Origin of the sequence: Massilia sp. METH4 (assembly GCF_037094685.1) — a bacterium.
Classification (GTDB): Bacteria; Pseudomonadota; Gammaproteobacteria; order Burkholderiales; family Burkholderiaceae_D; genus Rugamonas.
In genome coordinates this window covers 410,701-437,161 of record NZ_CP146614.1, presented here as the reverse complement: position 1 = coordinate 437,161, position 26,461 = coordinate 410,701, and the positions used below count along the sequence as shown (strand labels likewise).

19 protein-coding genes and 1 pseudogene are annotated in these 26,461 nt (G+C 65.1%); 11 read left to right on the top strand and 9 right to left on the bottom strand.

All coding sequences use genetic code 11. From position 1 onward, the window contains the following. Positions 1 to 3 precede the first annotated feature (3 nt). Both V6Z91_RS02005 and V6Z91_RS02000 read left to right on the top strand, forming a co-directional pair. The gene (locus V6Z91_RS02005; RefSeq protein ID WP_338765957.1) at positions 4 to 1,017 is read left to right on the top strand and encodes an adenosine deaminase; all 1,014 of its coding nucleotides are present in this window, start codon (positions 4 to 6) and stop codon (positions 1,015 to 1,017) included. Between the two features lie 231 nt (positions 1,018 to 1,248). Further along, positions 1,249 to 3,780, top strand: coding sequence for an FtsX-like permease family protein (locus V6Z91_RS02000; protein WP_338765955.1), 2,532 nt, complete (start codon positions 1,249 to 1,251; stop codon positions 3,778 to 3,780). 160 nt (positions 3,781 to 3,940) lie between these two features. On the opposite strand, the gene V6Z91_RS01995 is transcribed toward V6Z91_RS02000, so the two are convergent. Next, positions 3,941 to 4,939, bottom strand: coding sequence for a response regulator (locus tag V6Z91_RS01995; protein WP_338765953.1), 999 nt, complete (start codon positions 4,937 to 4,939; stop codon positions 3,941 to 3,943). Then, a complete protein-coding gene (locus V6Z91_RS01990) occupies positions 4,936 to 6,210 on the bottom strand; it encodes a HAMP domain-containing sensor histidine kinase (protein ID WP_338765950.1) in 1,275 nt (424 codons plus the stop codon). The genes V6Z91_RS01995 and V6Z91_RS01990 overlap by 4 nt, the downstream gene beginning before the upstream one ends. 123 nt (positions 6,211 to 6,333) lie before the next feature. On the opposite strand from V6Z91_RS01990, the gene V6Z91_RS01985 reads away from it, so the two are divergent. The 3 genes and pseudogenes from V6Z91_RS01985 to V6Z91_RS01975 form a co-directional block, all read left to right on the top strand. Next, entirely contained in the window at positions 6,334 to 6,735 is a 402-nt protein-coding gene (locus tag V6Z91_RS01985) for a group II truncated hemoglobin (RefSeq protein WP_338772144.1), read from the top strand. Positions 6,736 to 6,750: 15 nt separating this feature from the next. After that, positions 6,751 to 8,010, top strand: coding sequence for a DNA recombination protein RmuC (rmuC, locus tag V6Z91_RS01980; protein WP_338765947.1), 1,260 nt, complete (start codon positions 6,751 to 6,753; stop codon positions 8,008 to 8,010). Positions 8,011 to 8,020: 10 nt separating this feature from the next. Further along, positions 8,021 to 9,571: pseudogene (locus tag V6Z91_RS01975) on the top strand (acyl CoA:acetate/3-ketoacid CoA transferase); the annotation flags it as partial. Positions 9,572 to 9,619: 48 nt separating this feature from the next. On the opposite strand, the gene V6Z91_RS01970 reads toward V6Z91_RS01975, so the two are convergent. The 5 genes from V6Z91_RS01970 to V6Z91_RS01950 form a co-directional block, all read right to left on the bottom strand. After that, positions 9,620 to 10,024 (bottom strand): hypothetical protein, encoded by a 405-nt coding sequence (locus tag V6Z91_RS01970; RefSeq protein WP_338765944.1) that lies wholly within the window; start codon positions 10,022 to 10,024, stop codon positions 9,620 to 9,622. 297 nt (positions 10,025 to 10,321) lie between these two features. Further along, positions 10,322 to 12,196 carry a gephyrin-like molybdotransferase Glp gene (gene glp, locus V6Z91_RS01965; protein WP_338765941.1) on the bottom strand — a complete coding sequence of 625 codons (1,875 nt, stop codon included), beginning with the start codon at positions 12,194 to 12,196 and terminating at the stop codon, positions 10,322 to 10,324. Between the two features lies 1 nt (position 12,197). After that, on the bottom strand, positions 12,198 to 13,310 hold the full coding sequence (moaA, locus tag V6Z91_RS01960) for a GTP 3',8-cyclase MoaA (protein WP_338765939.1): 1,113 nt from the start codon (positions 13,308 to 13,310) through the stop codon (positions 12,198 to 12,200). Positions 13,311 to 13,350: 40 nt separating this feature from the next. Then, complete coding sequence (gene chrA, locus V6Z91_RS01955; protein WP_338765937.1) at positions 13,351 to 14,682, bottom strand: chromate efflux transporter; 1,332 nt, start codon at positions 14,680 to 14,682, stop codon at positions 13,351 to 13,353. A gap of 46 nt (positions 14,683 to 14,728) precedes the next feature. Next, positions 14,729 to 18,019 (bottom strand): Rne/Rng family ribonuclease, encoded by a 3,291-nt coding sequence (locus V6Z91_RS01950; protein WP_338765935.1) that lies wholly within the window; start codon positions 18,017 to 18,019, stop codon positions 14,729 to 14,731. 609 nt (positions 18,020 to 18,628) lie between these two features. On the opposite strand from V6Z91_RS01950, the gene V6Z91_RS01945 reads away from it, so the two are divergent. From V6Z91_RS01945 to V6Z91_RS01930, 4 genes are read left to right on the top strand one after another with little or no spacing between them, the layout of a single operon-like run. Beyond that, on the top strand, positions 18,629 to 19,651 hold the full coding sequence (locus tag V6Z91_RS01945) for an RluA family pseudouridine synthase (RefSeq protein ID WP_338772143.1): 1,023 nt from the start codon (positions 18,629 to 18,631) through the stop codon (positions 19,649 to 19,651). Between the two features lie 46 nt (positions 19,652 to 19,697). Then, positions 19,698 to 20,360, top strand: a complete 663-nt coding sequence (locus tag V6Z91_RS01940; protein WP_338765933.1) for an HAD-IIIA family hydrolase — start codon at positions 19,698 to 19,700, stop codon at positions 20,358 to 20,360. Positions 20,361 to 20,385: 25 nt separating this feature from the next. Next, complete coding sequence (locus V6Z91_RS01935) at positions 20,386 to 20,760, top strand: Rieske 2Fe-2S domain-containing protein (protein ID WP_338765931.1); 375 nt, start codon at positions 20,386 to 20,388, stop codon at positions 20,758 to 20,760. Further along, positions 20,757 to 21,761, top strand: a complete 1,005-nt coding sequence (locus V6Z91_RS01930) for a S49 family peptidase (RefSeq protein ID WP_338765929.1) — start codon at positions 20,757 to 20,759, stop codon at positions 21,759 to 21,761. Before V6Z91_RS01935 ends, V6Z91_RS01930 begins: the two co-directional genes overlap by 4 nt. Positions 21,762 to 22,077: 316 nt before the next feature. Here the strand turns inward: V6Z91_RS01930 and V6Z91_RS01925 are convergent, their stop codons facing one another. After that, the gene (locus tag V6Z91_RS01925; protein ID WP_338765926.1) at positions 22,078 to 22,293 is read right to left on the bottom strand and encodes a hypothetical protein; all 216 of its coding nucleotides are present in this window, start codon (positions 22,291 to 22,293) and stop codon (positions 22,078 to 22,080) included. Positions 22,294 to 22,479: 186 nt separating this feature from the next. Between V6Z91_RS01925 and V6Z91_RS01920 the strand changes: the two genes are divergently transcribed. Both V6Z91_RS01920 and V6Z91_RS01915 read left to right on the top strand, forming a co-directional pair. Continuing rightward, positions 22,480 to 23,196, top strand: coding sequence for a 16S rRNA pseudouridine(516) synthase (locus V6Z91_RS01920; RefSeq protein WP_338765924.1), 717 nt, complete (start codon positions 22,480 to 22,482; stop codon positions 23,194 to 23,196). A gap of 79 nt (positions 23,197 to 23,275) precedes the next feature. Further along, positions 23,276 to 24,277, top strand: a complete 1,002-nt coding sequence (locus V6Z91_RS01915; protein WP_338765922.1) for a NosD domain-containing protein — start codon at positions 23,276 to 23,278, stop codon at positions 24,275 to 24,277. A gap of 37 nt (positions 24,278 to 24,314) precedes the next feature. On the opposite strand, the gene V6Z91_RS01910 is transcribed toward V6Z91_RS01915, so the two are convergent. Beyond that, complete coding sequence (locus V6Z91_RS01910; protein ID WP_338765920.1) at positions 24,315 to 26,342, bottom strand: glycosyltransferase; 2,028 nt, start codon at positions 26,340 to 26,342, stop codon at positions 24,315 to 24,317. Positions 26,343 to 26,461: the final 119 nt, after the last annotated feature.

Sequence of the window (26,461 nt, the reverse complement as noted above, 5' to 3'; positions counted from 1 at the left end):
CCCATGAATACTCAACTCCGTCACATCGTGCAGAACATGCCGAAAGCCGAACTGCACATCCACATCGAAGGTTCGCTGGAACCCGAACTGATTTTCGCGCTGGCGCAGCGCAATAACGTGCAGCTCGCGTATCCATCGGTCGAAGCCCTGCGCGCCGCCTATGCCTTCAAGGATTTGCAGTCGTTCCTCGATATTTATTATGCCGGCGCCAGCGTGCTCCTGAAGGAGCAGGATTTTTATGACATGACCGCCGCCTACCTGGCGCGCGCCAAGGCCGATCACGTGCGCCACGCCGAAATCTTCTTCGATCCGCAAACGCACACTTCGCGCGGCGTGCCGATCGGCGACGTGATCAATGGCATCCACCGCGCCTGTGCCGACAGCGACGTGTCCGCCACGCTGATCCTGTGCTTCCTGCGCCACCTCTCCGAGGATGATGCGCTGGCCACGCTGGAGGCGGCGCTGCCGTACCGCGACAAGTTCATCGGCGTGGGCCTGGATTCCTCCGAAGTGGGCCACCCGCCGGAAAAATTCACGCGCGTTTTCGCGCGCGCCCGCGAGCTGGGCTTGCACCTGGTGGCGCACGCCGGCGAGGAAGGCCCGCCGGAGTACATCTGGTCGGCGCTGGACGTGCTGCACGTCGAGCGCATCGACCACGGCGTGCGCTGCCTGGAAGACGCCGCGCTCACGCGCCGCATCGCCGCCGAAAGGATGGCGCTGACGGTGTGCCCGCTGTCGAACATCAAGCTGCGCGTGTTCGACACGATGAAGGAGCATAACCTGCTGACCCTGCTGGACGCGGGCGTGGTCGTCACCATCAATTCCGACGACCCGGCGTATTTCGGCGGCTACCTGAACGAGAACTTCCTGGCCGCGTTCGACTCGCTGCCGCTGGGCCTGCAGCACGCGCACGACCTGGCGAAGAACGGCTTCGCCGCCTCGTTCCTGCCGGCGGAGCAAAAGCAGAAGTTCCTCGATGAGGTGGATGCCTATTTTGCGGCGTTCGATGTAGTCTAGTGCGGTGAATCGGACATTCGTTGATCAACGAATTTCTGACTCGGCACACTTAGCCAGTGCCGGCATTTGACCCAAGGCCGATGCCGGGGCGAAGCAGGAATTTCAGGGAGCACTGCTCCTTGATCAGCGTAGCGGTGCCGGCCTGGCAGCCGGCATTCCTGCCGGATCCCTGGGGGCCTCGTCCGCGGTAGCTCTCCAGGCTTAACGAGAACCCTGTTTACTTACACACCCATGTTCCTCCAAGCCCTCCGCATGACCGCGCGCGACTGGCGCGCGGGCAAGCTGCGCTTCCTGCTGGTCGCGCTGATCGTCGCCGTGTCCGCGCTGTCGGCGGCCGGCTTCTTCATCGACCGCCTGCGCGCCGGCCTGGACCGCGATGCGCACCAGTTGCTGGGGGCCGATCTCGTGATCGCCGGCGACCAGCCGCTGCCCGCCGCGTGGCGCGAGGAAGCCACGCGCCGCGGCCTCGTGCTGGCCGACACGGCCATCTTCCCCAGCATGGCCCAGGCGGGCGAGGGCGAGGCGGCGCAATCGGTGCTCGGTTCGCTGAAGGCCGTCAGCGCCGGGTATCCGCTGCGCGGCCGCCTGAAGGTGACGACCGATCCGGACCAGGCCAACGACAACGTGGGCACTCCCACGGCCGATATCCCGGCGCCCGGTACCGCATGGGTCGACGTGGCGGTGCTGCGCGCGCTGAACGCCAGGGTGGGCGACGAGGTGCGCGTGGGCGACGCCACGTTCCGCATCGCCCAGCTGATTGCCGCCGAACCGGACCGCGGCACCGGGTTCGCCAATTTCGCGCCGCGCGTCATGCTGCGGCTCGACGAGCTGGCCAAGACCAACCTGGTGCAGACGGGCTCGCGCATCACCTACCGCCTGCTGGCGGCGGGCGAAGGGCCGGACGGCCGTGCCGCCGTGGCGCGATACGCCGAATGGCTGCGCGGCGAGATCGGCGCCGGCAAGGCGCGCAATATCCGCATCGACACGCTGGAAGAGGGCCGCCCCGAGATGCGCGAGACGCTGGAGCGGGCCGACCGCTTCCTGTCGCTCGTCGGGCTGCTGTCGGCGATGCTGGCCGCCGTGGCGGTGGCGATGGCGGCGCGCCGCTTCATGCTGCGCCACCTGGATGCCTGCGCCATGCTGCGCTGCCTGGGCCTGACGCAGAACCAGGTGACGGCCATCTACCTGATCGAATTCCTGCTGGTGGGCCTGGTGGGCAGCCTCATCGGTGTGCTGGTCGGCTTTGCCAGCCACTTCGTGCTGCTCGAGCTGCTGGGCCGCCTGGTGCAGGCCGAGCTGCCGCCCGTGTCGATCAAGCCCGCCCTGCAGGGACTGGCGACCGGCATGCTGCTGCTGGCCGGCTTCGCGCTGCCGCCGATCCTGCAACTGCGCAATGTGCCGCACAACCGCGTGATCCGCCGCGAGCAGGCGCCGCCGCAGCCGATGGCGCTGGCCACCTATGGCCTCGGTCTGGCCGCCTTTGTCGTGCTGCTGCTGTGGCAGGCGGGCGACCTGAAGCTGGCGCTGTACACCGCGCTCGGCTTCGTCGGCGCGTTCGGCGTGTTCGCGCTGGCCGGCTTCGGCGGCCTGGCGGCGTTGAAATCGCTGCGCACCTCGCTGAAGCATCCGGCGTGGCGTTTCGCCGTCACGTCGCTTCAGCGCCGCCCTGGCGCCACCGTGGTGCAGGTCGTGTCGCTGGCACTGGGCCTCATGGCGCTGCTGGTCCTGACGATCGTGCGCGACGACCTGATGACTTCCTGGCGCAACGCCACCCCGGCGGATGCGCCGAACCACTTCGTGATCAATATCCAGCCGGACCAGAAGGAGGAAATCGCCGCGAAGCTGCGCGCCGGCGGCGCGCACGAAGCGCCGCTGTATCCGATGATCCGGGGCCGCCTGGCGGCCGTCAACGGCAAGCCGATCACGCCGGCCACGTACCCGGAGGGGCGCGCGCGCGGCTTGGCCGAGCGGGAGTTCAACCTGTCGACGATGGCCGAGCTGCCCTCGCAGAACCGGATCACGGCCGGCAAATGGTACGGCGACGCACCCGGCAGCGCCGAGGCTTCCGTCGAGGAAGGGCTGGCGAAAACGCTGGGCCTGAAGCTGGGCGACACCATGCGCTTCGATATCGCCGGCTCGCCGGTGGAAGCGAAGATCACCAGCCTGCGCAAGCTGGAATGGGGGTCGATGCGCGTGAACTTCTTCGTCATCATCAATCCGCGCGCGATGGAGGATACGCCGCAGACGTGGATCACCGCCTTCCACCTGCCGAAGCAGTTCACCGCGTTGGGCACGCGGCTGTCGCGCGACTATCCGAACCTGACCGTGATCGACGTGGGCGGCGTGCTGCGCCAGATCCAGTCCGTGCTCGACCAGGTGATCCAGGCGGTGGAATTCCTGTTCGGCTTCACGCTTGCTTCCGGCCTGCTGGTGCTGTACGCGGCGCTGATGGGTTCCCAGGATGAGCGCACCCGCGAGTCGGGCCTGCTGCGCGCGCTGGGCGCGACCCGCAGCCAGCTGTCCCGCGCGCAGATGATCGAATTCCTGCTGGTCGGCTCGCTGGCCGGCCTGCTGGCCGCCACCGGCGCCGCCGCCATGGGCTGGGGCCTGGCGAAGTACCAGTTCAAGTTCGACTGGGTGTTCAGCCCGGCCGCCTGGATGGCCGGCGTGGCCGTGGGCGCGCTGTGCGCGGCGATCGGCGGCTGGCTGGGCTTGCGCAACGTGCTGCGGCAGCCGCCGTTGCAGACCCTGCGCGAGGCATAGGCGGCAGCCCTGGTGTCGAACATTTTTTCCGGGCGCCGTTCCCGGAAAAAGTGTACGACACCGGTTCTCCCCTGAAGCAATCGCCGGCAGGCGAACACCGGTGTCGCACACCTTTTCCGGATAACCCGCCCGGAAAAGATGTCCGACACCAGCCCGTGGCTCAGGCCGCCAGCACCCCCTGCCGGGCGTTGAGAAATTGTTCGAACGGCGCTGGCGGCGCTGCCAGGTAATGTTCGGGAAAGTCGAACAGCGCCCAGTAATACTTCTCGCGCCCCATGCATACCTGTGGCGCACGGCAGTGGCGATGCCATTCGTCGCCCGCCTCCGTCGAATACATGCCGTCGCCGGGCGGGAAGAACGGCAGCACGCGCCGTTCGGACAGCGCCAGCAGCAGCGAGTGCGGCGCATCGTTGTCGCGCGCCACCTCGTATTGGGCACACATGCCCTGTTCCGTCTCGATCACCATCAGCTTGGCGCGGCCGTAGCGGTCGAAGAACAGGATGCCGGCCGGGCCGGGGTACAGGTAATGCTCCACGAAGCCGTGACGGCGGTACAGGTCCTGCATCACGGCTGCCATCGCCTGGCAGCGCAGGAAGCTGTAGTCGTGCAGCGCCAGCATGTCGGCCAGCGTTTGCGCGTAATCGAGGAAGAAGGCGCGCTGCATATTGCCGATCTCGACTTCCAGCCGGTCGAGCGCGTCATCGTCGCTCTTCTTGATGTAGCGGTCGATCAGGCCGCGGTTGAACGCGTCCACCGCGATCTTTTCATCCGCCGCGCCCGTGAACAGGATTTTCTTCGTGGGCAGGTGCTGCAAGGCTTCGCAGAATTCCACGCCATTCATCTGCGGCATCGAGTAATCGACCACGAGCACGGAGGGAATCGTGAAGCGCAGCGGCTGCTCGCACACGCGGTGGATGCGGCGCATGTCCACCGCCACGTTCGGCTGGTCGGGCGACTGGTTCAGGCTGTCGAAATCCACGTGCAGCGGCAAGTCTTCGCGCCGGGTGCTGCGCGCGAACCAGTCCAGGGCCACCGTCGTGTCGTGAAAGGTCTTGCTCGGCAGCAGCGGGTCGAGCTGGAACGACAGGCTTTTCAGGAACGAGTCGCTGTCGTCCACCAGCACGACCGTGGTCGGATGGGAAAGGATGGGAAGTCTCATGAGTCACCTGCTTGCTTGGCGCTGCGCTGGACGGGAAATTCAAGCACGAAAATCGAATAGGCGTGCTCGCGGGAAACGCAGCGGATTTCCGCGTTCCACGCGCGCATGATCTGGCGGCACAGGGCCAGGCCGATCCCCGTGCCATTGTGGGCCGGGTAGGCATAAAAGCGCTGGAAGATCAGCGGTAGCCGGCGCGCCGCGATGCCGCACGCCGTGTCGATGAACAGCAACCTGGGCGACTTGCGGTTGCCGTCGACGACGATGCGCACCCGCCCCTTGCCGGCGCGGTGGATCGCCTTCAGCGCATTGCGCAGCAGGTTGAGCAGGATGACGACGGTCAGCTCGTGCTGGCCGGCGAAGCGGAAATTGCCGCGTACCTCGACCGTGACGGCCTCGCTCTGCTCCGGGCTGGTGAACGGATAGCGGCGCAGCACGGCCTGCACCGCATCGGCCATCGATACCGTCTCGAACGGTTCGTGGCGCCGCCGCACGGCATTGGCCGACAGCAGGAACAGGTCGATCAGGTGGTTCATGTGGCGCACTTCGTACTGCACGCGACCCATCGCCTGGCGGACATCCTCTGGTTGCCCGGCGGGCAGCGCCTGGAGCATGCGCGTCAGACCCCGCACGTTCGCTTCCATGCTGGCCAGCGGCGTGCGCATCTCGTGCGCCACGGCGCCCAGTCCTTCGCCCAGGCCGGCCATTTTTTCCTGTTCCAGCGCCACCCGGGAAAAGCGCGCAATGCCCAGCACAAGGATGATCATCGCGTGCACCGGCAGTTGCTCCAGCACGCCGTCCGACAGGATCACGTGCCCCTGGCCTTGCACCGCGACGCCCAGGCAGGCCAGCACGATGCCGGCCGCATAGCAGCGCAAGGCAAGCCCGGTCGGGAAGTGAAACAGTCCCACGATCATCACCGTCAGGCATTGCGTCCATGCGCTGGAGGCCCCGTTCATCATGAACATGTAGGCGGCGAAGAAAGGCAACTGCCAGGTGAGCGCTACCGGAACGTACAACTCGCACCACCGGGTACGGTAGCGCGCGGCCGCAATGCCGGCCGCGCCCAGCGCAGTGCCCAGCAGGCGTGCCGCCGGGCTTTCGTAGTGTTGCGGGAAGACCCACGTGAACACCACGAAGTAGAGGGGGTGGAGGATGACGCTGAGCCAGCCCAGGAGAAACGCCTGGATGGCCGCACGCTCGCCGCCGCGGTGGCGCCGCACCAGCCGGCCGATGAAGCTGCCGGCCGCACGTTCGAAGGCATCGTGACGCATGGCTGTGTGAATGGCTCGAGACAAGCAACCATCTTCCTATCAAACCCAGCCATGTTGAGCGGTATCGCAACGGCGATTGATTTGGATCAATCGGCTTACGTGCAGTGCGCTATCATGGCAACTATGACTGAATCACGCACCGAATCACGTACCCTCTTCGAAGTCATCGGCGGCGCCGACAAGCTCCGCGAGATGGTCGACCGTTTCTACGACCTGATGGAGCTGGAGCCGGAATTCGCCGGCATCCGCGGCATGCACCCGCCGTCCACCGATGGCTCGCGGGACAAGCTCTACTGGTTCCTGACCGGCTGGATGGGCGGCCCGGACCTGTACCAGGAACAGTTCGGCCACCCGCGGCTGCGCGCCCGCCATTTGCCCTTCCCGGTGGGCAGCAGCGAGCGCGACCAGTGGCTGCGCGCCATGGCATGGGCGATGGAAGACGTGGGCATTCCCGAGGACCTGCGCCTGCGCTTGATGCAATCGTTCTATCAGACGGCCGACTGGATGCGCAATAAAGCGGACTGAACCAGCCTTAGCATCATGGAAATCTATGCCTTGCTGGCGCTGGCCGTCGCCATCCTCGTCCTCCAGGTCGTCACCCTGTTGCGCGGCAATGGCGCCAGGGACGCGAACGACATCGGCGAACGGCTCGAACGCGTCGAGCGCGAAGTGCGCATGCAATTGCAAACCACCGCCCAGGCGCAGCGGCAGGAGATGGGCCACACGCTGGCGCAGTCGCATGCGGCCACGGTGCAGCAGCTCGATGCCATGCGCCGCCAGATCGAGGTGCTCACCGAATCGAATGCGCGCCGCATGGCCGAGGTGCGCGTCACGCTGGAAACGCGCATCCGCGACTTGCAAACCGATAACTCGGCCCGGCTGGAGGAAATGCGCCAGACGGTCGACGAGAAACTCCACGCCACGCTGGAATCGCGGCTGACCGAGTCGTTCAGGCAAGTCTCGGAGCGCCTGGAGCGCGTGCACCAGGGGCTGGGCGAAATGCAGCAGCTGGCGCTGGGCGTGGGCGACCTGAAACGGGTGCTCACCAATGTGAAAACGCGCGGCACATGGGGCGAGGTACAGCTTGAAATGCTCCTCGAACAAGTGCTGACGCCCGATCAATATGCTAAAAACGTGGAAACGGTGGCCGGCACCAACGCGCGGGTCGAATTCGCGTTGAAACTGCCGGGCCAGAAGGACGGGGCGGCACCCGTGTGGATGCCGATCGACGCCAAGTTCCCGAAGGAGCAGTACGAGCGCCTGCTGGAGGCGGCCGAGCGGGCCGATGCCGATGGCGTGGCGCTGGCCGGCCGCGAGCTGGAGCGGGCCGTGCGGGTGGAAGCGAAGACCATCGCGGAAAAATACCTGTGCCCGCCGCAGACGACCGATTTCGCGATCCTGTTCCTGCCCACCGAAGGGCTGTACGCGGAAGTGATGCGCCGCCCGGGCCTGGCGGACGAATTGCAGCGGGTGAACCGCATCAGCATCGCCGGGCCGTCCACGCTGTCGGCCCTGCTGAACAGCCTGCAGATGGGGTTCCGGACGCTGGCGCTGGAAAAACGCTCGTCCGAAGTGTGGCAGGTGCTGGGCGCCGTGAAGACGGAGTTCGCCAAGTTCGGCGACGTGCTGGCGGCGACCAGGACCACGCTCGAGCGGGCGGCGAAGAACATCGAGTCGGCGGAAGTGCGCAGCCGCCAGATGGCAAGGAAATTGAAATCCGTCGAGGCGCTGCCGGCCGAGGCGGCGGAACTGTTGCTGGGCCGGCAGGTCGAACACGAACTGGACGCGACGGACAACTGAGGAGGCCGCCATGCCGAGCCATCGCAACAAGGTCGTCAGTGCGCAGGAGGCGGTCGGCAGGATACGCGATGGCGACACGGTCGCCACCGGCGGCTTCGTCGGCGTGGGCTTCGCCGAGAACATCGCCGTGGTGCTGGAACGGCGTTTCACTTCGCAGGGCACTCCCCGCGACCTCACGCTGCTGTACGCGGCCGGCCAGGGCGACGGCCGCGAGCGCGGCCTGAACCACTTCGGCCACGAGGGCCTGGTGAAACGCGTGATCGGCGGCCACTGGGGCCTGGTGCCGAAGCTGCAGCACCTCGCCATCGAGAACCGCATCGAGGCCTACAACCTGCCGCAAGGCGTGATCAGCCAGCTGTTCCGCGACACGGCCGCCGGCAAGCCCGGCCTGCTCACGCACGTGGGGCTGGGTACCTTCGTCGATCCGCGCCACGGCGGCGGCAAGGTGAATGCCCGCACCGTCGAGAATCTGGTTGAACTGACGACGATCGGCGGCCACGAATGGCTGTTCTACAAGGCCATCCCCGTGAACGTGGCGATCATCCGCGGCACCACGGCCGACAGCGCCGGCAACGTGACGATGGAGCGCGAAGCCCTCACGCTCGAAGCGCTGGCGATCGCCATGGCCGCGCACAACAGCGGCGGCATCGTCATCGTGCAGGTCGAGCGCCTGGCCGCCTGCGGCACGCTGCCGCCGCGCCAGGTGCGCATCCCCGGCATCCTGGTCGATTGCGTGGTCGTCGCCGAGCAGCCGGAATACCACATGCAAACCTTCGGCACCCCCTACGATCCCGCCTTCGCGGGTGAGCTGCGCGTGCCGCTGGACAGCTACGCCCCCATGCCGCTATCGGCCCGCAAGGTGATCGCGCGCCGCGCGTTGCTGGAGCTGGCCGACGGCGACATCGTCAACCTCGGCATCGGCATGCCCGAGGGCGTGGCCGCGGTGGCGGCCGAGGAAGGCATGCTGGACCGCTTCACGTTGACGGCCGAGCCGGGCGTCATTGGCGGCATGCCGGCGGGCGGCCTGGACTTCGGCGCCACGGTAAACCCCGACGCCGTCATCGACCAGCCGTACCAGTTCGACTTCTACGACGGCGGTGGCCTCGACGTGGCGATCCTCGGCCTGGCGCAGGCCGACCGGCACGGCAACCTGAACGTGAGCAAGTTCGGCCGCAAGCTGGCCGGTGCCGGCGGCTTCATCAACATCAGCCAGAGCGCCCGCAAGGTGGTATTCATCGGCACGTTCACGGCCGGCTCGCTCGAAGTGGCGATCGGCGATGGCGGCCTGCGCATCGTGCGGGAAGGCGAATCGCGCAAGTTCGTGCACGAAGTCGAGCACCGCACCTACAGCGGCGCCGTCGCGCTGGAGCGGGGGCAGGAGGCGCTGTTCGTCACGGAGCGGTGCGTGTTCCGCTTGACGCCGCAGGGGCTGGAGTTGTGCGAGGTGGCGCCGGGTATCGATATCGGGCGGGATATCCTGGCGCGGATGGATTTTGTGCCGCGCATCGCGGCGGAGGTGAAGGTGATGGATGCGCGCTTGTTCGGGGAGGGGGCGATGGGAAGCGAGAATGCGCGGTGAGCGGCTCGCAAGCAAGACCGCGGATCCGCATCAACGCACCGCTCCGTCGAGGTCTAACGTCTGCTCGGTGAAAGCGGCCTGGAACACGGCTTCGATCCGTGCCAGTTCCTCGTCGGTAAGTTCCTCGAACTGTAACCGCTTGCCTTTCGAAAGTGTCCCGTTGTTCTGGTACAGCAGCTTGATCAACATGTCGAGGCGTGCATTAGGCATGTCCACTACATCGCGGATCGATAACTTGGCCTGGTCATAGCCGCGGATGAACATGATTTCGGTGACGAGTTCGGTATTGATCGTCTGTTCCACCGCATGCAGCAGGTATGCGGCTTTCCACATAGGCCAGGATGCGGGGAGTGCCCAGTCTGGCGAAGGACTGATCAAGGACATCAAGATTGAAATCGTCGTACTTGAGGGCGAACACAAGGTGATCGAACGCATCGTCACCGGGCCAGTAGTTCGGTTGAAAAATTTCCTGCACTAGCCCTGGCTCGGTTACATCCGAAGGCGCACGGGCACCGATGTACGACTCGTGCGACAATGGGAATGCAGTAAGGCCCAGCTCCCTGATGAGCCACGTATATCCCACCGGCCGGTCAGGCATATTCATTGTAATTCCCGTACCAATACCGTTTAAACGCCTTCGGTCTCCCATAAAAACGTTGGAACAAATCCCAAAACGTTAAAAAATTCGCGCTTTTGCATAGAAACGTGAAAACCGGACCAGCGTACCCAGGCCTAAACCAGCCCCTCGAACATCAACACCTCGACTAGGTCCCCAGCCGTTATATTGCCGCGCTCATCCGGCAACACGACGATGCAATTGGCCTCGGTCATCGAGCGCAGGATGCCCGACCCCTGGGCGCCGGTGATGCGCACTTCGCGCGTGCCGTCCGGCGCCACGGAGAGGATGCCGCGCTGGAATTCGGTGCGGCCCGGCCGCTTGCGGATGGCTTGGGCGGAGCGCGCCTGCACCAGCAGGTCGGCCGGGGCGTCGGCACCCATCATGCGCAGCAGGGCGGGGCGGGCGAAGAAGTAGAACGAGACCATCACGGCCACCGGATTGCCGGGCAGGCCGAACAGGAAGGCGTCGTGGCCATCCGCGCCGATCCGGCCGAAGGCCATCGGGCGGCCGGGGCGCATGCCGATCGTCCAGAATGCCACCTCGCCCAGGCGCGCCATGATATCGCGCGTGTAGTCGGCGGCGCCGGCCGACACGCCGCCCGACGTCACGATCGCGTCCGCGCTCTGGCAGGCGTCGCGCAGCGCCGCTTCCAGCGCGGCCGGGTCATCCTTCACGATACCCATGTCCACCAGCTCGCAGCCCAGGCGCGTGAGCATGCCGAACAGCGTGTAGCGGTTGCTGTCGTACACGCAGCCTTGCGCCAGGGGTTCGCCAACCGAGCGCAATTCGTCGCCGGTGGAGAAAAACGCCACGCGCAGCCGGCGCCGTACGGGCACCTCGGCCATGCCGAGCGAGGCGATCAGCCCCAGGTCGGCGGGGCGCACGATCTTGCCGGCCGGGAGCGCCGCGCGGCCTTCCATCAGGTCTTCGCCCTTCAGCCGGCGATTGTCGCCCGGGCGGATGCTGCGCGGGGCGATGGTCACCCAGTCATCCTCGACGCCGGCCGCATGTTCCTGCGGCAGCACCGTGTCGCAGCCTGAAGGCATCACCGCGCCGGTCATGATGCGCAGGCACTGGCCGGGGCCGGGTACCAGGCCGGACGGGCGGCCGGCGAAATCGGTACCGATCACTTTCAGCTTGGTCGCATGGTCCGGCGACAACTGGGCGCCGTCGAAGGCGAAACCATCCATCGCCGAATTGTCGTGGGCGGGCACGCTGATCGGCGAGATCACGTCCTCGGCAAGCACGCGGCCCAGGGCGGCGCGCAGCGCCACCATTTCCACGCCGCGCACGGGGCGCACGAATTGTTCGATGACCTGTCGCGCGCGCCGCACGGGCATTGCGCCGGGATCCAGGTCCGCGGTGAGTTCCTGCAGGCTTTGCGCGCGGTCTTCGCGCGCCAGTTCGTCCAGCGTATTGATGTTGCGGAATGCGGCGGCGTCGTTGAACAGCACTTCGGCCACCTTCAGGCCGTCGTGCCAGCCATCCATCTTGCGGCCGCCGGCGGCCAGGTAGGCGTCGAGCCGGGGCAGCACGGCCGTCTTCATCAGCGCAAAGACGGGATGCGGCTGCTTGCGCGCGGCGCCGGCGTCATCGGCTTCCATCGTCACGGCCATGGCCAGGTCGGCATCCTGCGCGCGCAATGCCTCGCGCAACCGTTGCACCAGGTCTTCCGGCACGAAGGGCGAGTCGCACGGCACGGTGGCCAGCAGGGGCGTCGCGCAGTGGCGCAAGCCCGTCTGCAGGCCGGCCAGCGGCCCCTCGAAACCTGCCAGCTCATCGGGCAACACCATGGCGCCTAGCGCCGCATAAGTGTCGCCGTTGCGGTTGGCGCTGATCGTCACCGCCGCCACCTGCGGGGCCAGGCGGCGCAGCACATGCGCCACCAGCGTCGCGCCGCGGAACGGTTGCAGGCCCTTGTCCACATGGCCCATGCGGCTGCCGCGGCCGCCCGCGAAGATGAGGCCGCTGACGTCGTCGTCTCTCAAATCACCCTCCGATATAGGACATTTCGACCTTGCGCCCGCGGCTGCCCGGCAATCCGTCCGTATTGATCGTGCGCAGTTCCGAATAGCGATCGCCGCGGGCCTGCCACAGGGCGCCGATCGCCCCGGCCAGCTCTTCGTCGCTGCGGCCTTCGCGCAGCAGGGCACGCAAGTCGTGGCCCTGGGTAGCGAACAGGCAGGTGTACAGCTTGCCCTCGGTGGACAGGCGGGCCCGCGTGCAGTCGCGGCAAAACGCCTGCGTCACGCTGGAAATGACGCCGATCTCGCCGCCGCCATCGGCATAGCGCCAGCGCGCCGCCGTTTCGCCCGTGTAGTTCGGGTCGGCCTGCACCAGCGGCAATTCGGCGCCGATCCGGCGCACGATCTCGGCCGAGGGAATCACATCCTTCATATTCCAGCCGTTCGAGGCACCCACGTCCATGAACTCGATGAAGCGCAGGATGTGTGGCGAGCCGTGGAAGTGTCGCGCCATCGGCAGGATTTCCTGCTCGTTGGTGCCGGCCTTGACGACCATATTGACCTTGATGGGCCCCAGGCCCGCCGCGTGGGCGGCTTCGATGCCGTCCAGCACGTCGGCGACGGCGAAGTCCACGTCATTCATGGCGCGGAACGTCGCGTCGTCCAGGGCGTCCAGCGATACCGTTACCCGCTGCAGGCCGGCATCCTTCAGCGCCTTCGCCTTGCGGGCCAGCAGCGAGCCGTTCGTCGTCAGCGTCAGGTCGAGCGGCTTGCCGTCAACGGTGCGCAGCGCGGCCAGCATCTCGATCAGCCGTTCGATATTCTTGCGCAGCAGGGGTTCGCCACCCGTGAGGCGGATCTTTTCCACGCCGTGGGCCACGAACTGGCGCGCCACGCGCGTGATTTCCTCGAACGTGAGCAGCGAGGAGTGGGGCAGGTACTGGTAATCCTTGTCGAACACTTCCTTCGGCATGCAATACACGCAACGGAAGTTGCAGCGGTCCGTGATCGAGATGCGCAGGTCGCGCAGGGGCCGCGCCAGGCGATCGCGCACTTCCCCGGTGGGCGCTTCGATCGACGCCGGGATCGCCGGCGGCCGGCTGCGGCCATCGGACAGGATGATGATCTTTTCGGTCATTTACTCAACTATGCTCATCGAGCGGATTAACTGGGCAGTATTATTTAAACTGCACTAAGGCATTGATTCCAAAGGCGTAATGTAGCACGAGGCCGACGATCGCACAGCCCGCGAGCAACTTTACGGGGCCCGTTTGCCACCGCAACAACGCCCAGGCGGCCACCGCGGCGATCGCCACCGCGGCCCAATCCCACTGCCCCCCGCCATGGAACACGTGATTGCCGAAGAAAACGGCCAGGCTGGCGATCACGCCGACCACGGCGGCCGAGATGGCCGTCAGCGGCGCCGTCATGCGGATATTGCCGCGCGTGGCTTCCACGAGTGGCCCGCCGGCCAGGATGAAGATGAACGAGGGCACGAACGTGAACCAGGCGGCGACAAACGCGCCCGCCATGCCGGATGCGACCGGGTTGCCCAGCACCAGGTGTGTCCAGCCGCCGACGAAACCCACGAAGGCGTTCACCATGATCAGCGGGCCGGGCGTGGTCTCGCCCAGCGCCAGGCCGTCGATCATCTGTGCCGCCGTCAGCCAGCCGTGGGTTTCCACGCCGCCCTGGTAAACGTACGGCAGCACCGCATAGGCGCCGCCGAACGTGAGCAGCGCGGCTTTCGTGAAGAACCAGCCCATCTGCGCGAGTGGATTGGTCAGGCCCGTCAGCGCTGCCACGGCCAGCCAGCTGGCCGCCATGATGGCCACGCCCAAGGCGGAGGCGGCGGCAAGCTTGCCCCATGTGAAGCGGGCATGCGGCGGCGTTGGCGTATGGTCGTCGATCACGGCGCCCCGGAGCGTCGATGATGCCTTCGTGTGGCCGGGTGCCCCCGGCATGAATGCTTCCGGCCGCTGCCGCGCGCCGAGCCAGCCGAGCACGGCCGCGCCCAGCACGACCGCCGGGAAGGGCACGTCCAGCATGATGGCCAGGAAGGCGGCACAGGCCAGGCCTGCGAGCAGGGCATTCTTCAGCGTGCGCCGCCCGATGCGCCACGTGGCAGCGAGCACGAGCGCCACGACGGCTGGCTTGATACCATACAGCACCGCCGCGATGGCGGGCAGGTGGCCGAACGCGAGGTAGATCCAAGCCAGCCCCATCAGGATCAGCAGCGAGGGCAGCAGGAACAGCACGCCGGCCGCGATGCCGCCGCGTGCCCGGTGCAGCAACCAGCCGATGTAGACGGCCAGCTGCGTGGCCTCCGGCCCCGGCAGCAACATGCAATAGTTCAACGCATGCAGGAAGCGCTGCTCGGAAACCCAGCGGCGCCGCTCCACGAGCTCGGCATGCATCATCGCGATCTGGCCGGCCGGGCCGCCAAAGCTGATGAAGCCCAGCTTCAGCCAGTAGCGCAGCGCGGTAGAGAAAGAGGGGGCAGGGGGCATGGCGAAAAAAAAGGGAAGCCGTGGCTTCCCTTTTCAATGGCTGCGATCAGCGTCGGGTATCCACCTGCACCAGCGGCTCGTCGGAGACTGGCGGGGCGGGCTTGCGGGTGCGGCGTACCCGGACCGGCGGCTCTGCGTGTGCCGCCGCTTCCTGGGCGGCCCGCAGCTTGGCCGGATCGGTCGCGGCCATCTGCAGGCCTGCAGCCGCCAGGACCGCCTGCAGGTCTGTCGCTGCCGGGGCAGGAGCAGGAGCAGGAGCAGGCTGCGCGGCCGGGGCAGGAGCAGGAGCAGGCTGCGCGGCCGGCGCGGCGACCGGTATCGGCTGGGTTGCCACGGCTTCGGCGGAAACCGCCTCTACCGTTGCAATCTCGGCGGCGGCCGGCACGACGACCGCGGTTTCCACGACCGGCAACACATCGGCGGCGGCGGCGGGCGCGGTGGCCGGCGTTTCCTGGGCCGGTGCGTGGGGGGCGGCCGGCGGCAGCGGTTCGGCGGCCGGAGCCTGCACGATTTCCGCTTCGGCCGGTTCGATGGCGACGGGGGCCGGCGCTGCGGCAGCGGGTGCCTGCTGAGCCACCACTTCCGCCGGGGCCGCTTGCGCAGTTACGGGCGGCAGCGGTTCGGCGGCCGGTGCCTGGACGATTTCCGCTTCGGCCGGTTCGATCGCCACAGGTTCCGCCTCGACAGGCAGGGTTTCGGCAGCCTGGGCCGGCTGCACCGCTTCCGCGGCCGCCGGAGCCACCTCGGCCGCAGCCGTGCGCTGGGCCGGTTCCACGGCAGGGGCATGCTCGACAGCCTCGATCGCGGCAGCGGCGGCAGCCACCGGCTCCGGCTGGGCCGGCGCCTTCGGCGCTTCGACCGGTGCGGCCGCTGCTTCGCGGGCGCCGGCTTCGGCATCCTCGGCCACGACGGTGGCGGTGACGGACTTGATGGCGTCGCCCTCGGCAGCGGCGAACTCGTCGCCTGCCTCCATCACTTCGCCTTCGGCGCCTTCACGCTCGCGGCGATTACGGTTGCGGCCGCCACGACGGCGGCGGCGGCGCGGTTCGTCGCCGCCTTCACCCGCTTCCAGCTCATCGCCTTCCGGTCCCGTGTTGCCGGTCGATTTCACCAGGCCGGGAGCTTCGGTGGCGGGCGCAACAGGAGCCGCCGCCGTGCCGGTGCCGACCGGGCCGACGCCGGCCGCGGCCAGCGCCAGTTCCTCGGCTTTCGCTTCGGCCGGCTGGGCTTTCGGTTCGCGCGGCTCGCGCGGCGGGCGGGCTTCGCGCGGTTCGCGCTGCGCTCGCTCGGCCCGTTCCGGGCGTTCCGCGCGTTCGGGGCGCGGCGTCACGGCAGCTTCGGCGGTCTCGGCCTTGTCCACGGATTTCTCCAGGCCTTTTTCCACGCCTTTTTCCAATTTTTCACGCGGTTCGCGCGGTGGGCGCGGCGGACGGGCCGGGCGGGCTTCCGCAGCCGGTTTCACGGCCTCCTCGCGTGGTTCCTTGGGACCGCGTGGCGGACGGGCGCGCGGTGCACGGGCGTTCTTGTCGGCGCGCTCGGCCGGTGCGGCGGCGGCCGGCTTCGTCACGATGGCCGGGGCGGCCGGCGGAGCCGGTTCCTCGGTCTTGCCGGTGAAGAAGGAGACCAGCTTGGCGAAGAAACCTTTTTCGGCCGGTGCCGGGGCGGCCACCGGTGCCGGTGCGGCCGGCTGTACCGGCGCGGGCGCCGGGGTGCGGTCCACCATCGGGGCCGGCTGGCTCGGCGTGATCGTCTTGACGACGGCTTCCTGGCGCGGCTTCTGCTCTTCCTTCTGGCGCTTGGCGAACGACATGTCCGTCTCGGCCTGCTCGGCCATCGTGTAGCTGGCGGCCACGTCTTCCAGGCGCGGATCGTCGTGCTTGATGCGCTCGAGCTTGTAGTGCGGCGTGTCCAGGTGCTTGTTCGGCACCAGGATCACGGTGATGCGGTGGCGGTTCTCGATCTTGAGCACCTCGCCGCGCTTCTCGTTGAGCAGGAAGGCGGCCACGTCGACCGGCACCTGCACGTGGATGGCGGCGCTGTTTTCCTTCATCGCCTCTTCCTGGATGATGCGCAGCACCTGCAGGGCGGACGAGTCGGTATCACGGATATGGCCGGTGCCAGAGCAGCGCGGGCAAGTCACGTGCGAGCCTTCGGACAGCGATGGGCGCAGGCGCTGGCGCGACAGTTCCATCAGGCCGAAGCGGGAGATCTTGCCCATCTGCACGCGTGCACGGTCATGGTGCAGCGCGTCCTTCAGGCGCTGTTCCACTTCGCGCTGGTTCTTCGACACTTCCATGTCGATGAAGTCGATCACGATCAGGCCGCCCAGGTCGCGCAGGCGCAGCTGGCGGGCCACTTCCTCGGCCGCTTCGCAGTTGGTGTGGAAGGCGGTGGTTTCGATGTCGGAACCGCGGGTGGCGCGGGCCGAGTTGACGTCCACGGAAACCAGCGCTTCGGTGTGGTCGATCACGATGGCGCCGCCGGAAGGCAGGGGCACCGTGCGGCTGTAGGCCGTTTCGATCTGGTGTTCGATCTGGAACCGGGAGAACAGCGGCACGTCATCGCTGTAGCGCTTCACGCGGTGCACCATGTCGGGCATCACGTGGCTCATGAACTGGTGCGCTTGTTCGTAGATCTCGTCCGTATCGATCAGGATCTCGCCGATATCCGGCTGGAAGTAGTCGCGGATCGCGCGGATCACGAGCGACGATTCCTGGTAGATCAGGAAGGCGCCGGAGGCGGCCTTGGACGCGCCTTCGATGGCACGCCACAGCTGCATCAGGTAGTTCAAGTCCCACTGCAGCTCTTCCACGGTGCGGCCGATGCCGGCGGTGCGGGCGATCACGGACATGCCCTGCGGCAAGTCCAGCTTGTCCATCGTTTCGCGCAGTTCCTGGCGTTCCTCGCCTTCGACACGGCGCGAGACGCCGCCGCCGCGCGGGTTATTCGGCATCAGCACCAGGTAGCGGCCGGCCAGCGAGATGAACGAGGTCAGCGCCGCGCCCTTGTTGCCGCGCTCTTCCTTTTCCACCTGGACGACGATTTCCTGGCCTTCGCGCAGCGCATCCTTGATGGTGGCGTTGCGTACGTCGATGCCTTCACGGAAATAGCTGCGGGCCACTTCCTTGAACGGCAGGAAACCGTGGCGGTCTTCGCCATAGCTGACGAAGCAGGCTTCGAGCGACGGTTCGATGCGGGTGATGACGCCTTTGTAGATATTGGACTTGCGTTGCTCGCGTCCGGCGGTTTCGATGTCGATGTCGATCAGTTTCTGTCCATCGACAATGGCTACGCGCAGCTCTTCCTGCTGCGTAGCGTTGAACAACATGCGTTTCATTTTTTATTTGACTCCGCGACCCTTCGGCCAAATGCGCCGCCCACGCTCGTGAGGCATGAGCGGCAACCGTACAAGGATATACGCGGGAACTAAGGAGGCTGCGGGGAAATGCCTCGTCGTGCGGCAGCGCGCAGGCGCAGCTGCCGCAGTGGGCGCATGAGGCCGATCGTCATGCCGAGTTCGCACCACCTGCAACTCATCCTGTCCGGCCGATTGCGATGAAAAAATCGCAACGGAAGGCCGCGGAGAATGCGGGCGTGCGCAATTGGTCGAGCCAGGCCATCTTGTGTGGTGCCTGGCGAAAACGGCAAGCGTTATCAGCTCCATCAAACCGGCAAGCAACGACTCTGTGCTTGCTTGCCGGATTCATCCTAACGATCCAGCCAATCTAATTCCAACATCCGCCCACCAACCCGATGACAACAGTGGTCGCCACCCTGATCCGTGCACGCATGTGCGTATACGTTTATTTCCGCTGAATGAGCAATTAAGCGAGGCCAGCGGATGCGCCCCTGTGTAAAATCGTGGTTTTCTTCTTACACAAAGCAACAGCGTGCAAGCACTACATCGAGCGCTGCATCGCTACGGCGAATTGATTATATATTCAAAATGAAGGACTTAGAGAGATTTTCTGGGAAGACAACCCAAAAGGGCCGGCAAAACAGCGCCGATGCTTCCCCCCAAACAGTCCTGCCACAAGCACAATTCGTGACGATCGGCGAAGAAGAGGCCGGACAGCGCATCGATAACTACCTGTTGCGTATTTGCAAAGGCGTGCCGAAGAGCCACGTCTACCGTATCCTGCGGTCGGGCGAAGTGCGCGTCAACAAGGGCCGCATCGACCAGCTGTACCGCCTGGTAGCGGGCGACGTGGTGCGCATTCCGCCGGTGCGGATCGCGGAGAAACCGGACAATGCAGTACCCGCCGCCGAATTTCCCGTCATTTTCGAGGATGCCCACCTGCTCGTGGTCGACAAGCCGGCCGGCGTGGCCGTGCACGGCGGCTCCGGCGTGTCCTTCGGCGTGATCGAGCAATTGCGCGCTTCCCGGCCCGATGCGAAGTTCCTGGAGCTGGTGCACCGGCTGGACCGGGAGACTTCCGGATTGCTGTTGCTCGCCAAGAAACGTTCGGCGCTGACCAGCCTGCACGAGCAGATGCGCGACGGCGAAACGGACAAGCGCTACCTGGCCCTGGCCGTGGGCGACTGGAAGAACAAGCGCCAACACGTCAAATTGCCGCTGCACAAGTACACGACGGGCGACGGTGAGCGGCGCGTGGCCGTGCAGGCCGACGGCATGGCCTCGCACACCGTCTTCACGCTGCTGAAGAAATATGCGGAATTTGCGCTGCTGGAGGCGGAACTGAAAACGGGCCGCACGCACCAGATTCGCGTGCACCTGCAGTCGACCGGGTTTCCGATCGCCGGCGACGACAAATATGGCGACTTCGCGCTGAACAAGGCCTTGCAGAAGCGGCCGGTGCCGCTCAAGCGCATGTTCCTGCACGCGCACCAGATCACGTTCCGCCATCCCGACAGCGGGAAAATCATGACCCTGAACGCCCCGCTTGCCCCCGAATGCGAAAAATTCTTGGTAAGCTTGGGCCAACCCGATAACTCTGCTCTGCAATAAGCGGACATGGCAACAATCAAAACAGGAGCCGGCCCGGCCGGAGCACATGGCAAGAAAGCAATTTGACCTGATCGTCTTCGACTGGGACGGCACGCTGATGGACAGCACGGCAACGATCGTGAAGAGCATCCAGTCGGCTGCGCGCGACCTGGGCCTGCCGATTCCGTCCCGCGAGGCCGCTTCGCACGTCATCGGGCTGGGCCTTTCGGAAGCCATGCAGCGGGTACTGGGCCCGGATGTGGATCCGAAATACTATCCGCGCATGGTCGAGCGCTACCGCTTCCATTACCTGACGAAGGATCACGAGCTCACGCTGTTCGATGGCGTGCCGGATTTGCTGGCCGACCTGTCGCAGGAGGGTTACTTCCTCGCCGTGGCCACCGGCAAGAGCCGGGTGGGCTTGAACCGCGCGCTCGATGCGGCCAAGTTGCTGTCCACCTTCCACGCCACCCGCTGCGCGGACGAGACGTTCTCCAAGCCGCATCCGGCCATGCTGCAGGAATTGACGCGCGAACTGGGCCAGGACCTGCGCCGTACGGTGATGATCGGCGACACGACCCACGACCTGATGATGGCGCAGAACGCCGGTTCGGCGGGCATCGCTGTCGAATATGGCGCCCACCCGGTCGACCAGCTGCACGCCTGCCGTCCGCTGTTCTCGGCCAGGAGCGTGCCGGAGCTGCACCAGTGGCTCAGCGCGAACGCGTGATGACGCAGAGGGATACAATCTTGCCGTGAGCACCGATATACTGATTTGCGCCGCCGACGCGGTGCCGGACGGCGGCAAGGGCGTGCGCTTCGCCGTGCAGGCTGGCGGCCAGCCGGCCACCGCCTTCGTCATCCGCCATGGCGGCAAGGCCTATGCTTACCTGAACCGGTGTGCGCACGTGCCGATCGAGCTCGACTGGAATGAAGGTGAGTTCTTCGAATCCAGCGGCCTGTACCTGATGTGCTCGACGCACGGCGCCGTGTATATTCCCAGCAACGGCCAATGCGCCGGCGGCCCCTGCCGCGGCGGCCGGCTCCGGCCGGTGGCGCTGGCCGAGCACAACGGCAACCTCTACTGGCAACCGGACGATTACATCCGCCCACCGACCACAGTTTTATGAGCAACGAAATCAAAGACACGCCGGGCAGCGCATCGCCCGAATCTCCCCGTACGGATGTGCCACCCATCAAGTGGGAGCGCGAAGTGCTGGAGAAGCTCGTGTTCGCCACGATCAAGGAACAGCGCGCCAACCGCCGCTGGAGCATCTTCTACAAGATCGTGATGCTGCTGCTGGTGTTCTTCGCGATCGCCAGCTATTTCGAGGTCGACCTGCTCGGCGGCGAAGGGGAAGTGGGCCGCCACACGGCGCTGATCGAGATCGAAGGCGATATCGAGACCGAAGGCAGTGGCGCGGCCTCGGTCGTCATTCCCGCCTTGAACAAGGCGTTCTCGGACGATGGCTCCGTCGCGGTGGTGCTGCACATCAACAGTCCCGGCGGCAGCCCGGTGCAGGCCGGCATGATCGTCGACGAGATCCGCCGGCTGCGCCAGGGCTACCCGGAAAAGCCGCTGTACGTGGTGGTCGATGAGATCTGTGCCTCGGGTGGCTATTACATCGCCTCGGCGGCGGACAAGATCTTTGTCAACAAGGCCAGCATCATCGGCTCGATCGGCGTATTGATGGATGGCTTCGGCTTCACCGGTGCGATGGAAAAGCTCGGCGTCGAGCGGCGCCTGCTCACGGCGGGCGCGAACAAGGGTTTCATGGACCCGTTCAGCCCTCAATCGGAAAAGCAGAAGCAGCATGCGCAGGAAATGCTCAACGAGATCCACCAGCAATTCATCGAGGTCGTGCGCGCAGGCCGCGGCAAGCGGTTGCAGGAAACGCCGGAAACGTTCTCCGGCTCGTTCTGGACTGGCGCCCGTGCAATCGACATGGGCCTGGCCGACGAACTGGGCAGCGTGGACAGCGTGGCGCGCGACGTCGTGAAAGCCGAAGACATCATCGACTACACCCAGCACGAAGGCTTGCCGGAGCGGGTGCTGAAGAAATTCGGCGCGGCGGTAGGGCAGGGTGCCGTCAAGGCCGCGGTGGCGACCGGCGTGCCGGTTATCCGATAATGCTGGGATCGCGCGTGAACTTCCCTGTATGGCCGCGATCGCAAGCTTGAAAACGAATGCAGATGGCGTATAGTGATCGTAAGTTCTTGAACGGAGGGCGTCTATCCTTACAAGCCGTCAATATCCGATCGCGTGGTATTCGATCGAAACGCCTCGCGTAACGAACCTGTCGATCGCATCGAAGCGAACCTGAGAGAATTTAATTCCTCACTGCTCCCGACCGGGAGAGAGAACGGCGGCCACTGGCCGCCGTTCTCGTCACGAAGCGCCGATTTATTGCCGGCGGATGAGGGCCAAGATCGCCGCCATGAATAAATCAGCGCTTCCATGGCGGCACTGGCGCTTCGATCTCGCTCTGAAAGCCGCCGTCGCGTAGCCAGTCGTGCAAGCCCTGGGTTTTCGTGGCGAACCAGCGCGCCTGCGGCATCAGCGCCATTTCGGCGCTGTTACGGCAACGGGCCATCAGCAAGTCGGTGGCGAAACGGGCAGCGGCCTGGCGGGCAATGTCGGAGCGGCTTTCGAGGGTGATCATGGCGGGCCTCCTTGGCAAATCGATCGTATCGGGATCGCGGATACTTTCTTAACGAAACGTAGGAACGATGGGCTGCGGTTCAGCAAATTCCTACACGCGTTTCAGTGTATCAACGGCTAGCCCGGGCGACTTGACATTCCTCAACTACCGGGTGGGACAGCCTTGCAATCCGGTAGAATGCTGCTCATGAGTAAATTATCGCTGGATCGCATTCTCCAATCCCAAGGTTTCGGCACCCGCAAGTACTGCCGCGCGCTGATCGAAGACGGCGAAGTGGCCGTCAACGGTAGTGTCGTCGACGATTACAAGGCGTCCATCGAAACGGACGGGCTGGTACTGACAGTGTTCGACGAGGAATGGCGTTACCGCGAGCGCGTCTACATCGCGCTGTACAAGCCCGCCGGGTACGAGTGCTCGCGCAAGCCCAGCCATCATCCCGCCGTGCTGACCCTGTTGCCGGAACAATTCACGTGGCGTGACGTGCAACCCGTCGGCCGCCTCGACCACGACACGACGGGCTTGCTGCTGATCTCCGACGACGGCCCCTTCATCCATGCCCAATCCTCGCCGAAGCGCCACGTGCCGAAGGTTTACCAGGCCACGACCGCGGAACCGGTCACGGACGCGCTGGTGGAGCACCTGCTCACGGGCGTGCAGCTGCACGACGAGCCGGCGCCACTCGCTGCGCAAGTCTGCGAAAAGAAGGGCGAGCACCAGCTCGAGATCGTGCTGGAGCAGGGCAAGTACCACCAGGTCAAGCGCATGCTTGCCGCCGCCGGCAATCACTGCAGCGCACTGCACCGGTCGGCCATCGGCGGGTTGCAGCTGGCCGACCTGGGGCTGAAGGAGGGGGAGTGGTGTTATCTGGAGGGGGAGCAGCTGGCGTTGCTGGCGCCGGCCTGAGTGATCGAGTCAATGCCATCTCGGTCCAGATCTCGCCAGCTGGTTTGTCGTTACCGTAACTCACACCGAGGATTGCAGGATGATGATCTTTTCTCTGGCGGCAGTTGCTGCGTTATCCGCGCCCGGAGCGCCGGCCTGTTCTCCCGTGACCTATGCCGCGCTGACCGCCCCCGCGCGGGCTAATGAAAAGCCTTTCGATTTGTCCTGCAGTGTCACCCTCGAAAAGGGAGACAATATCTATCGCCGGTTGCGCCTTGCAGGACCTTCGGCGTCGCGCGTCCTCATCGACTGCAACGGCGGTGCCATCGGTTACGACGGCATGGTTGCCGAGCTGCGCCGCCGGGGAGGGGCCGAGCTCTCTCCGTTTGCGGTGCCAACCGTTAAAATCGTGTCCTTGCGAGAGGGAGCGACATGGAGCCCCCCGGTCGACATAGTCATACGCCGGTGCACCATATATGGTGCGACGCAGATCATGGGAATGGAAGGTTCCCAGTTGCTTTCGCCATCCAGGGAAAAGAATTTCACCAGTATCGCCCAGAAGAATGCGCCAGGCAGGATTACCATCGCCGACAGCGCACTCGTTTCGTATTGGCATGTTCCGCTGTACATTGGAGCCGGTGCGAACGAAGTGACGTTAGTCCATTCCGAAGTGAAGGGTGTCGGGGACCTGGGCATATATCTGGATCATGAATCCGCCCGCAACCGCATCATCGGAAACACGTTCACGATACGGCCGAAGCGGGAAATGATCGCGGTCGATGGGTCGGCCTACAATGTCATCAGTGGCAATCGCATCCAGTTGAGCGAACACGACGGCGTGTATTTGTACAGGAACTGTGGAGAGAATGGCGTCGTCCGCCACCAGACACCAAGCAATAACCGGGTCATGGACAACACGTTCGTTATTCCCGAGGGATCAAAGCTGCAGCCCGTTGTCGTCAACTCCCGCTCCGCGGCAGCCAAAAAACAGGCGTATTGCCACCTCGACGATGGCTTCCCATTTGGCAGCAGCAAGGACGACAACGACAACGGCGTCGCGAATACGGTAGAGAATAACCGTGTCATCACGGAGGCACGCTGAGTCTTCCGACCGCCGGCGTCATGCTCGTGCCGCGATACTACTGTTCCGGCATCGATGCCTTGCCCGTTGCCGGGGCGCTTTTTTCCGTGCTGTCGCCTAGCGCCCGGGTGATGATCGACATTGCAAACGGTGTGAGCAAGGTGCGCCATTTGCGCTTCTCCGCGCGCAAGCTGAGCTCCGTCATAAAAGGGGCTCCGGGTGCCACCCAAGGGTCAGCCAGGAGACTCAGCAGCCTGCTGCGGCGGATGGCAAAAGTGTTCGCCGTTATCGCCTGGACCGTTCGGCACAGACCTGCACCCCCTCCGATGCTGGCATCGGCGATTGCCAGCCCTTGGTAAAGCTGCCTGTATCCCGCAGGGTCAGCCGGATCGTCATAGCTGATGCCCGCCGCTGCAACCTTCAACCGCGAATCGAGCAGCTTCGCTCCGACCAGGGCGATTTCCGTGCGCAGGGCTTGGGACGCAAGCTCCCTGAGCCAGGCTTCCGTGCTGCCGGCAGGTAGTGCATGCTCCAGCCAGATACAGACATCGCCTTTTGCGGCGGGAAGCAATGCCTGTATATACTTTTCACGGCGTGATTCGATGTTCTCCAGCGCATCGGCGTCCTCGATGTTGCCAGCAAGTATTTGCATGCGCGGCCATTGAAGCGCCGAAATCGCGTCGATGACTTTCCGGACGCCAGGATCGGTCCTTGCAAAGGGCATGAGAACGGTGATGGAGGGCGGTGGAACGGGAAGCGGCCAAACCACGCGGCAGAACACGCCCTGTACGGCTGGTTCGCATGCCGCAGCCGAGCCGATTGCGCGCAGGTGGTCACGCAGCGCCTTGTGCATGGCAACCACCGCGTAGCTCTTCTCCGAATTGGCTAGCGCAGTCGAGCCCGGAATTGCCCGCCAATGGTACAGAACCCGGGGGATATGCTTGATCTGCGCGGAAGTAAGCGCACGGCTGACGCGCAGCGCCAGGTCGTAATCCTGCGACCCTTCGTAACCAGGGCGGAACCCGCCAAGCGTGCGCACGATCTCCGTGCGAAACACCCCAAGATGGCTGATACAGTTTTGCCCGAGGAGCAGCTCCGGATCCCATCCTGCCTTGCGATAGGGCGCATAACGCAGGCCATTTTCGTTGCATTTGTCTTCGTCCGAAAAAATCATGCCGACGTCGGGATTTTGCGTAATGACATTCGCTACCTCGAGCAGGGCGTCGCGATGCAGCAGATCATCGTGATCCAGCAATGCAATGAACTCCCCGCTCGCGAGCGCCAGAGCCGAATTCGAAGACCTGCAGATGTGTCCGTTCTTTTCGCGGAAAACAACCCGGACGCGGTCATCGTGTGCGGCGTGTTTTTCCAGGATTTTCCTGATCGCTGGATCAGGTGATGCGTCATCCGCAATGCAGAGCTGCCAACGGGAATACGACTGCGCTCTCACCGAATGGATCGCGGCCTCCAGAAAAACCGGAGGGGGATTGTAGACAGGCATCAGGATTGAAATGACAGGGCCGTCGCGGCGAACGTTCGCCGCGACGGCAGGCGCTCCATCATTCTGCGCCTGCCGGAAATAGCTGGCTTCCGTATGGAGCACCGCTGGGCCGTGACCAAGCTCCTGTCCGGTGGTCGATTCCCGGACGCGAATAGTCAGTCGCTCGCGATCGTACCATTCGCCTGGCAACACCATTTGAAAACCGTGCTTGCCGGAGCCATTCCCCATTGCGAGCAGGTCCGGGCGGTACAGGATGGCCTCCAGCGTGACATGCCCTGCATCTTCCGCTTCGACATCGACGGAAACGGTGCGTGATGGACTGGCTCTATCGATTACCCAGCCCTGCAGCAAGCCGTCGGCGTCAATGCCGAAATCCCCATGGATCAGGGAATCTTTCGACAAGCAAAGTGTTATCGGATTCCGGTTGAGCTGGAACAGTTGGCCTTCGCAGGAAGCTTGCACGCTGAAAGCATGCGGTTTCCCATCGTAGAAGCTGATGGGAATCTGGAACGTGAAAGCGTGTTTTCCGTCGCCGATTCCCGCTGCCTGCAGGTCGAGGCGGAATTCCTCGGCCGATTTGCCCATCACTGTTCGGCCATCGATCGCGCAATGGACCTCGAGCCTCGCTTGCGGGCACGTTGTACACCACGCCCAACCGGTAATACCGCTGGCATTGCACGTATCGACATGGCCGTGGACCGTCG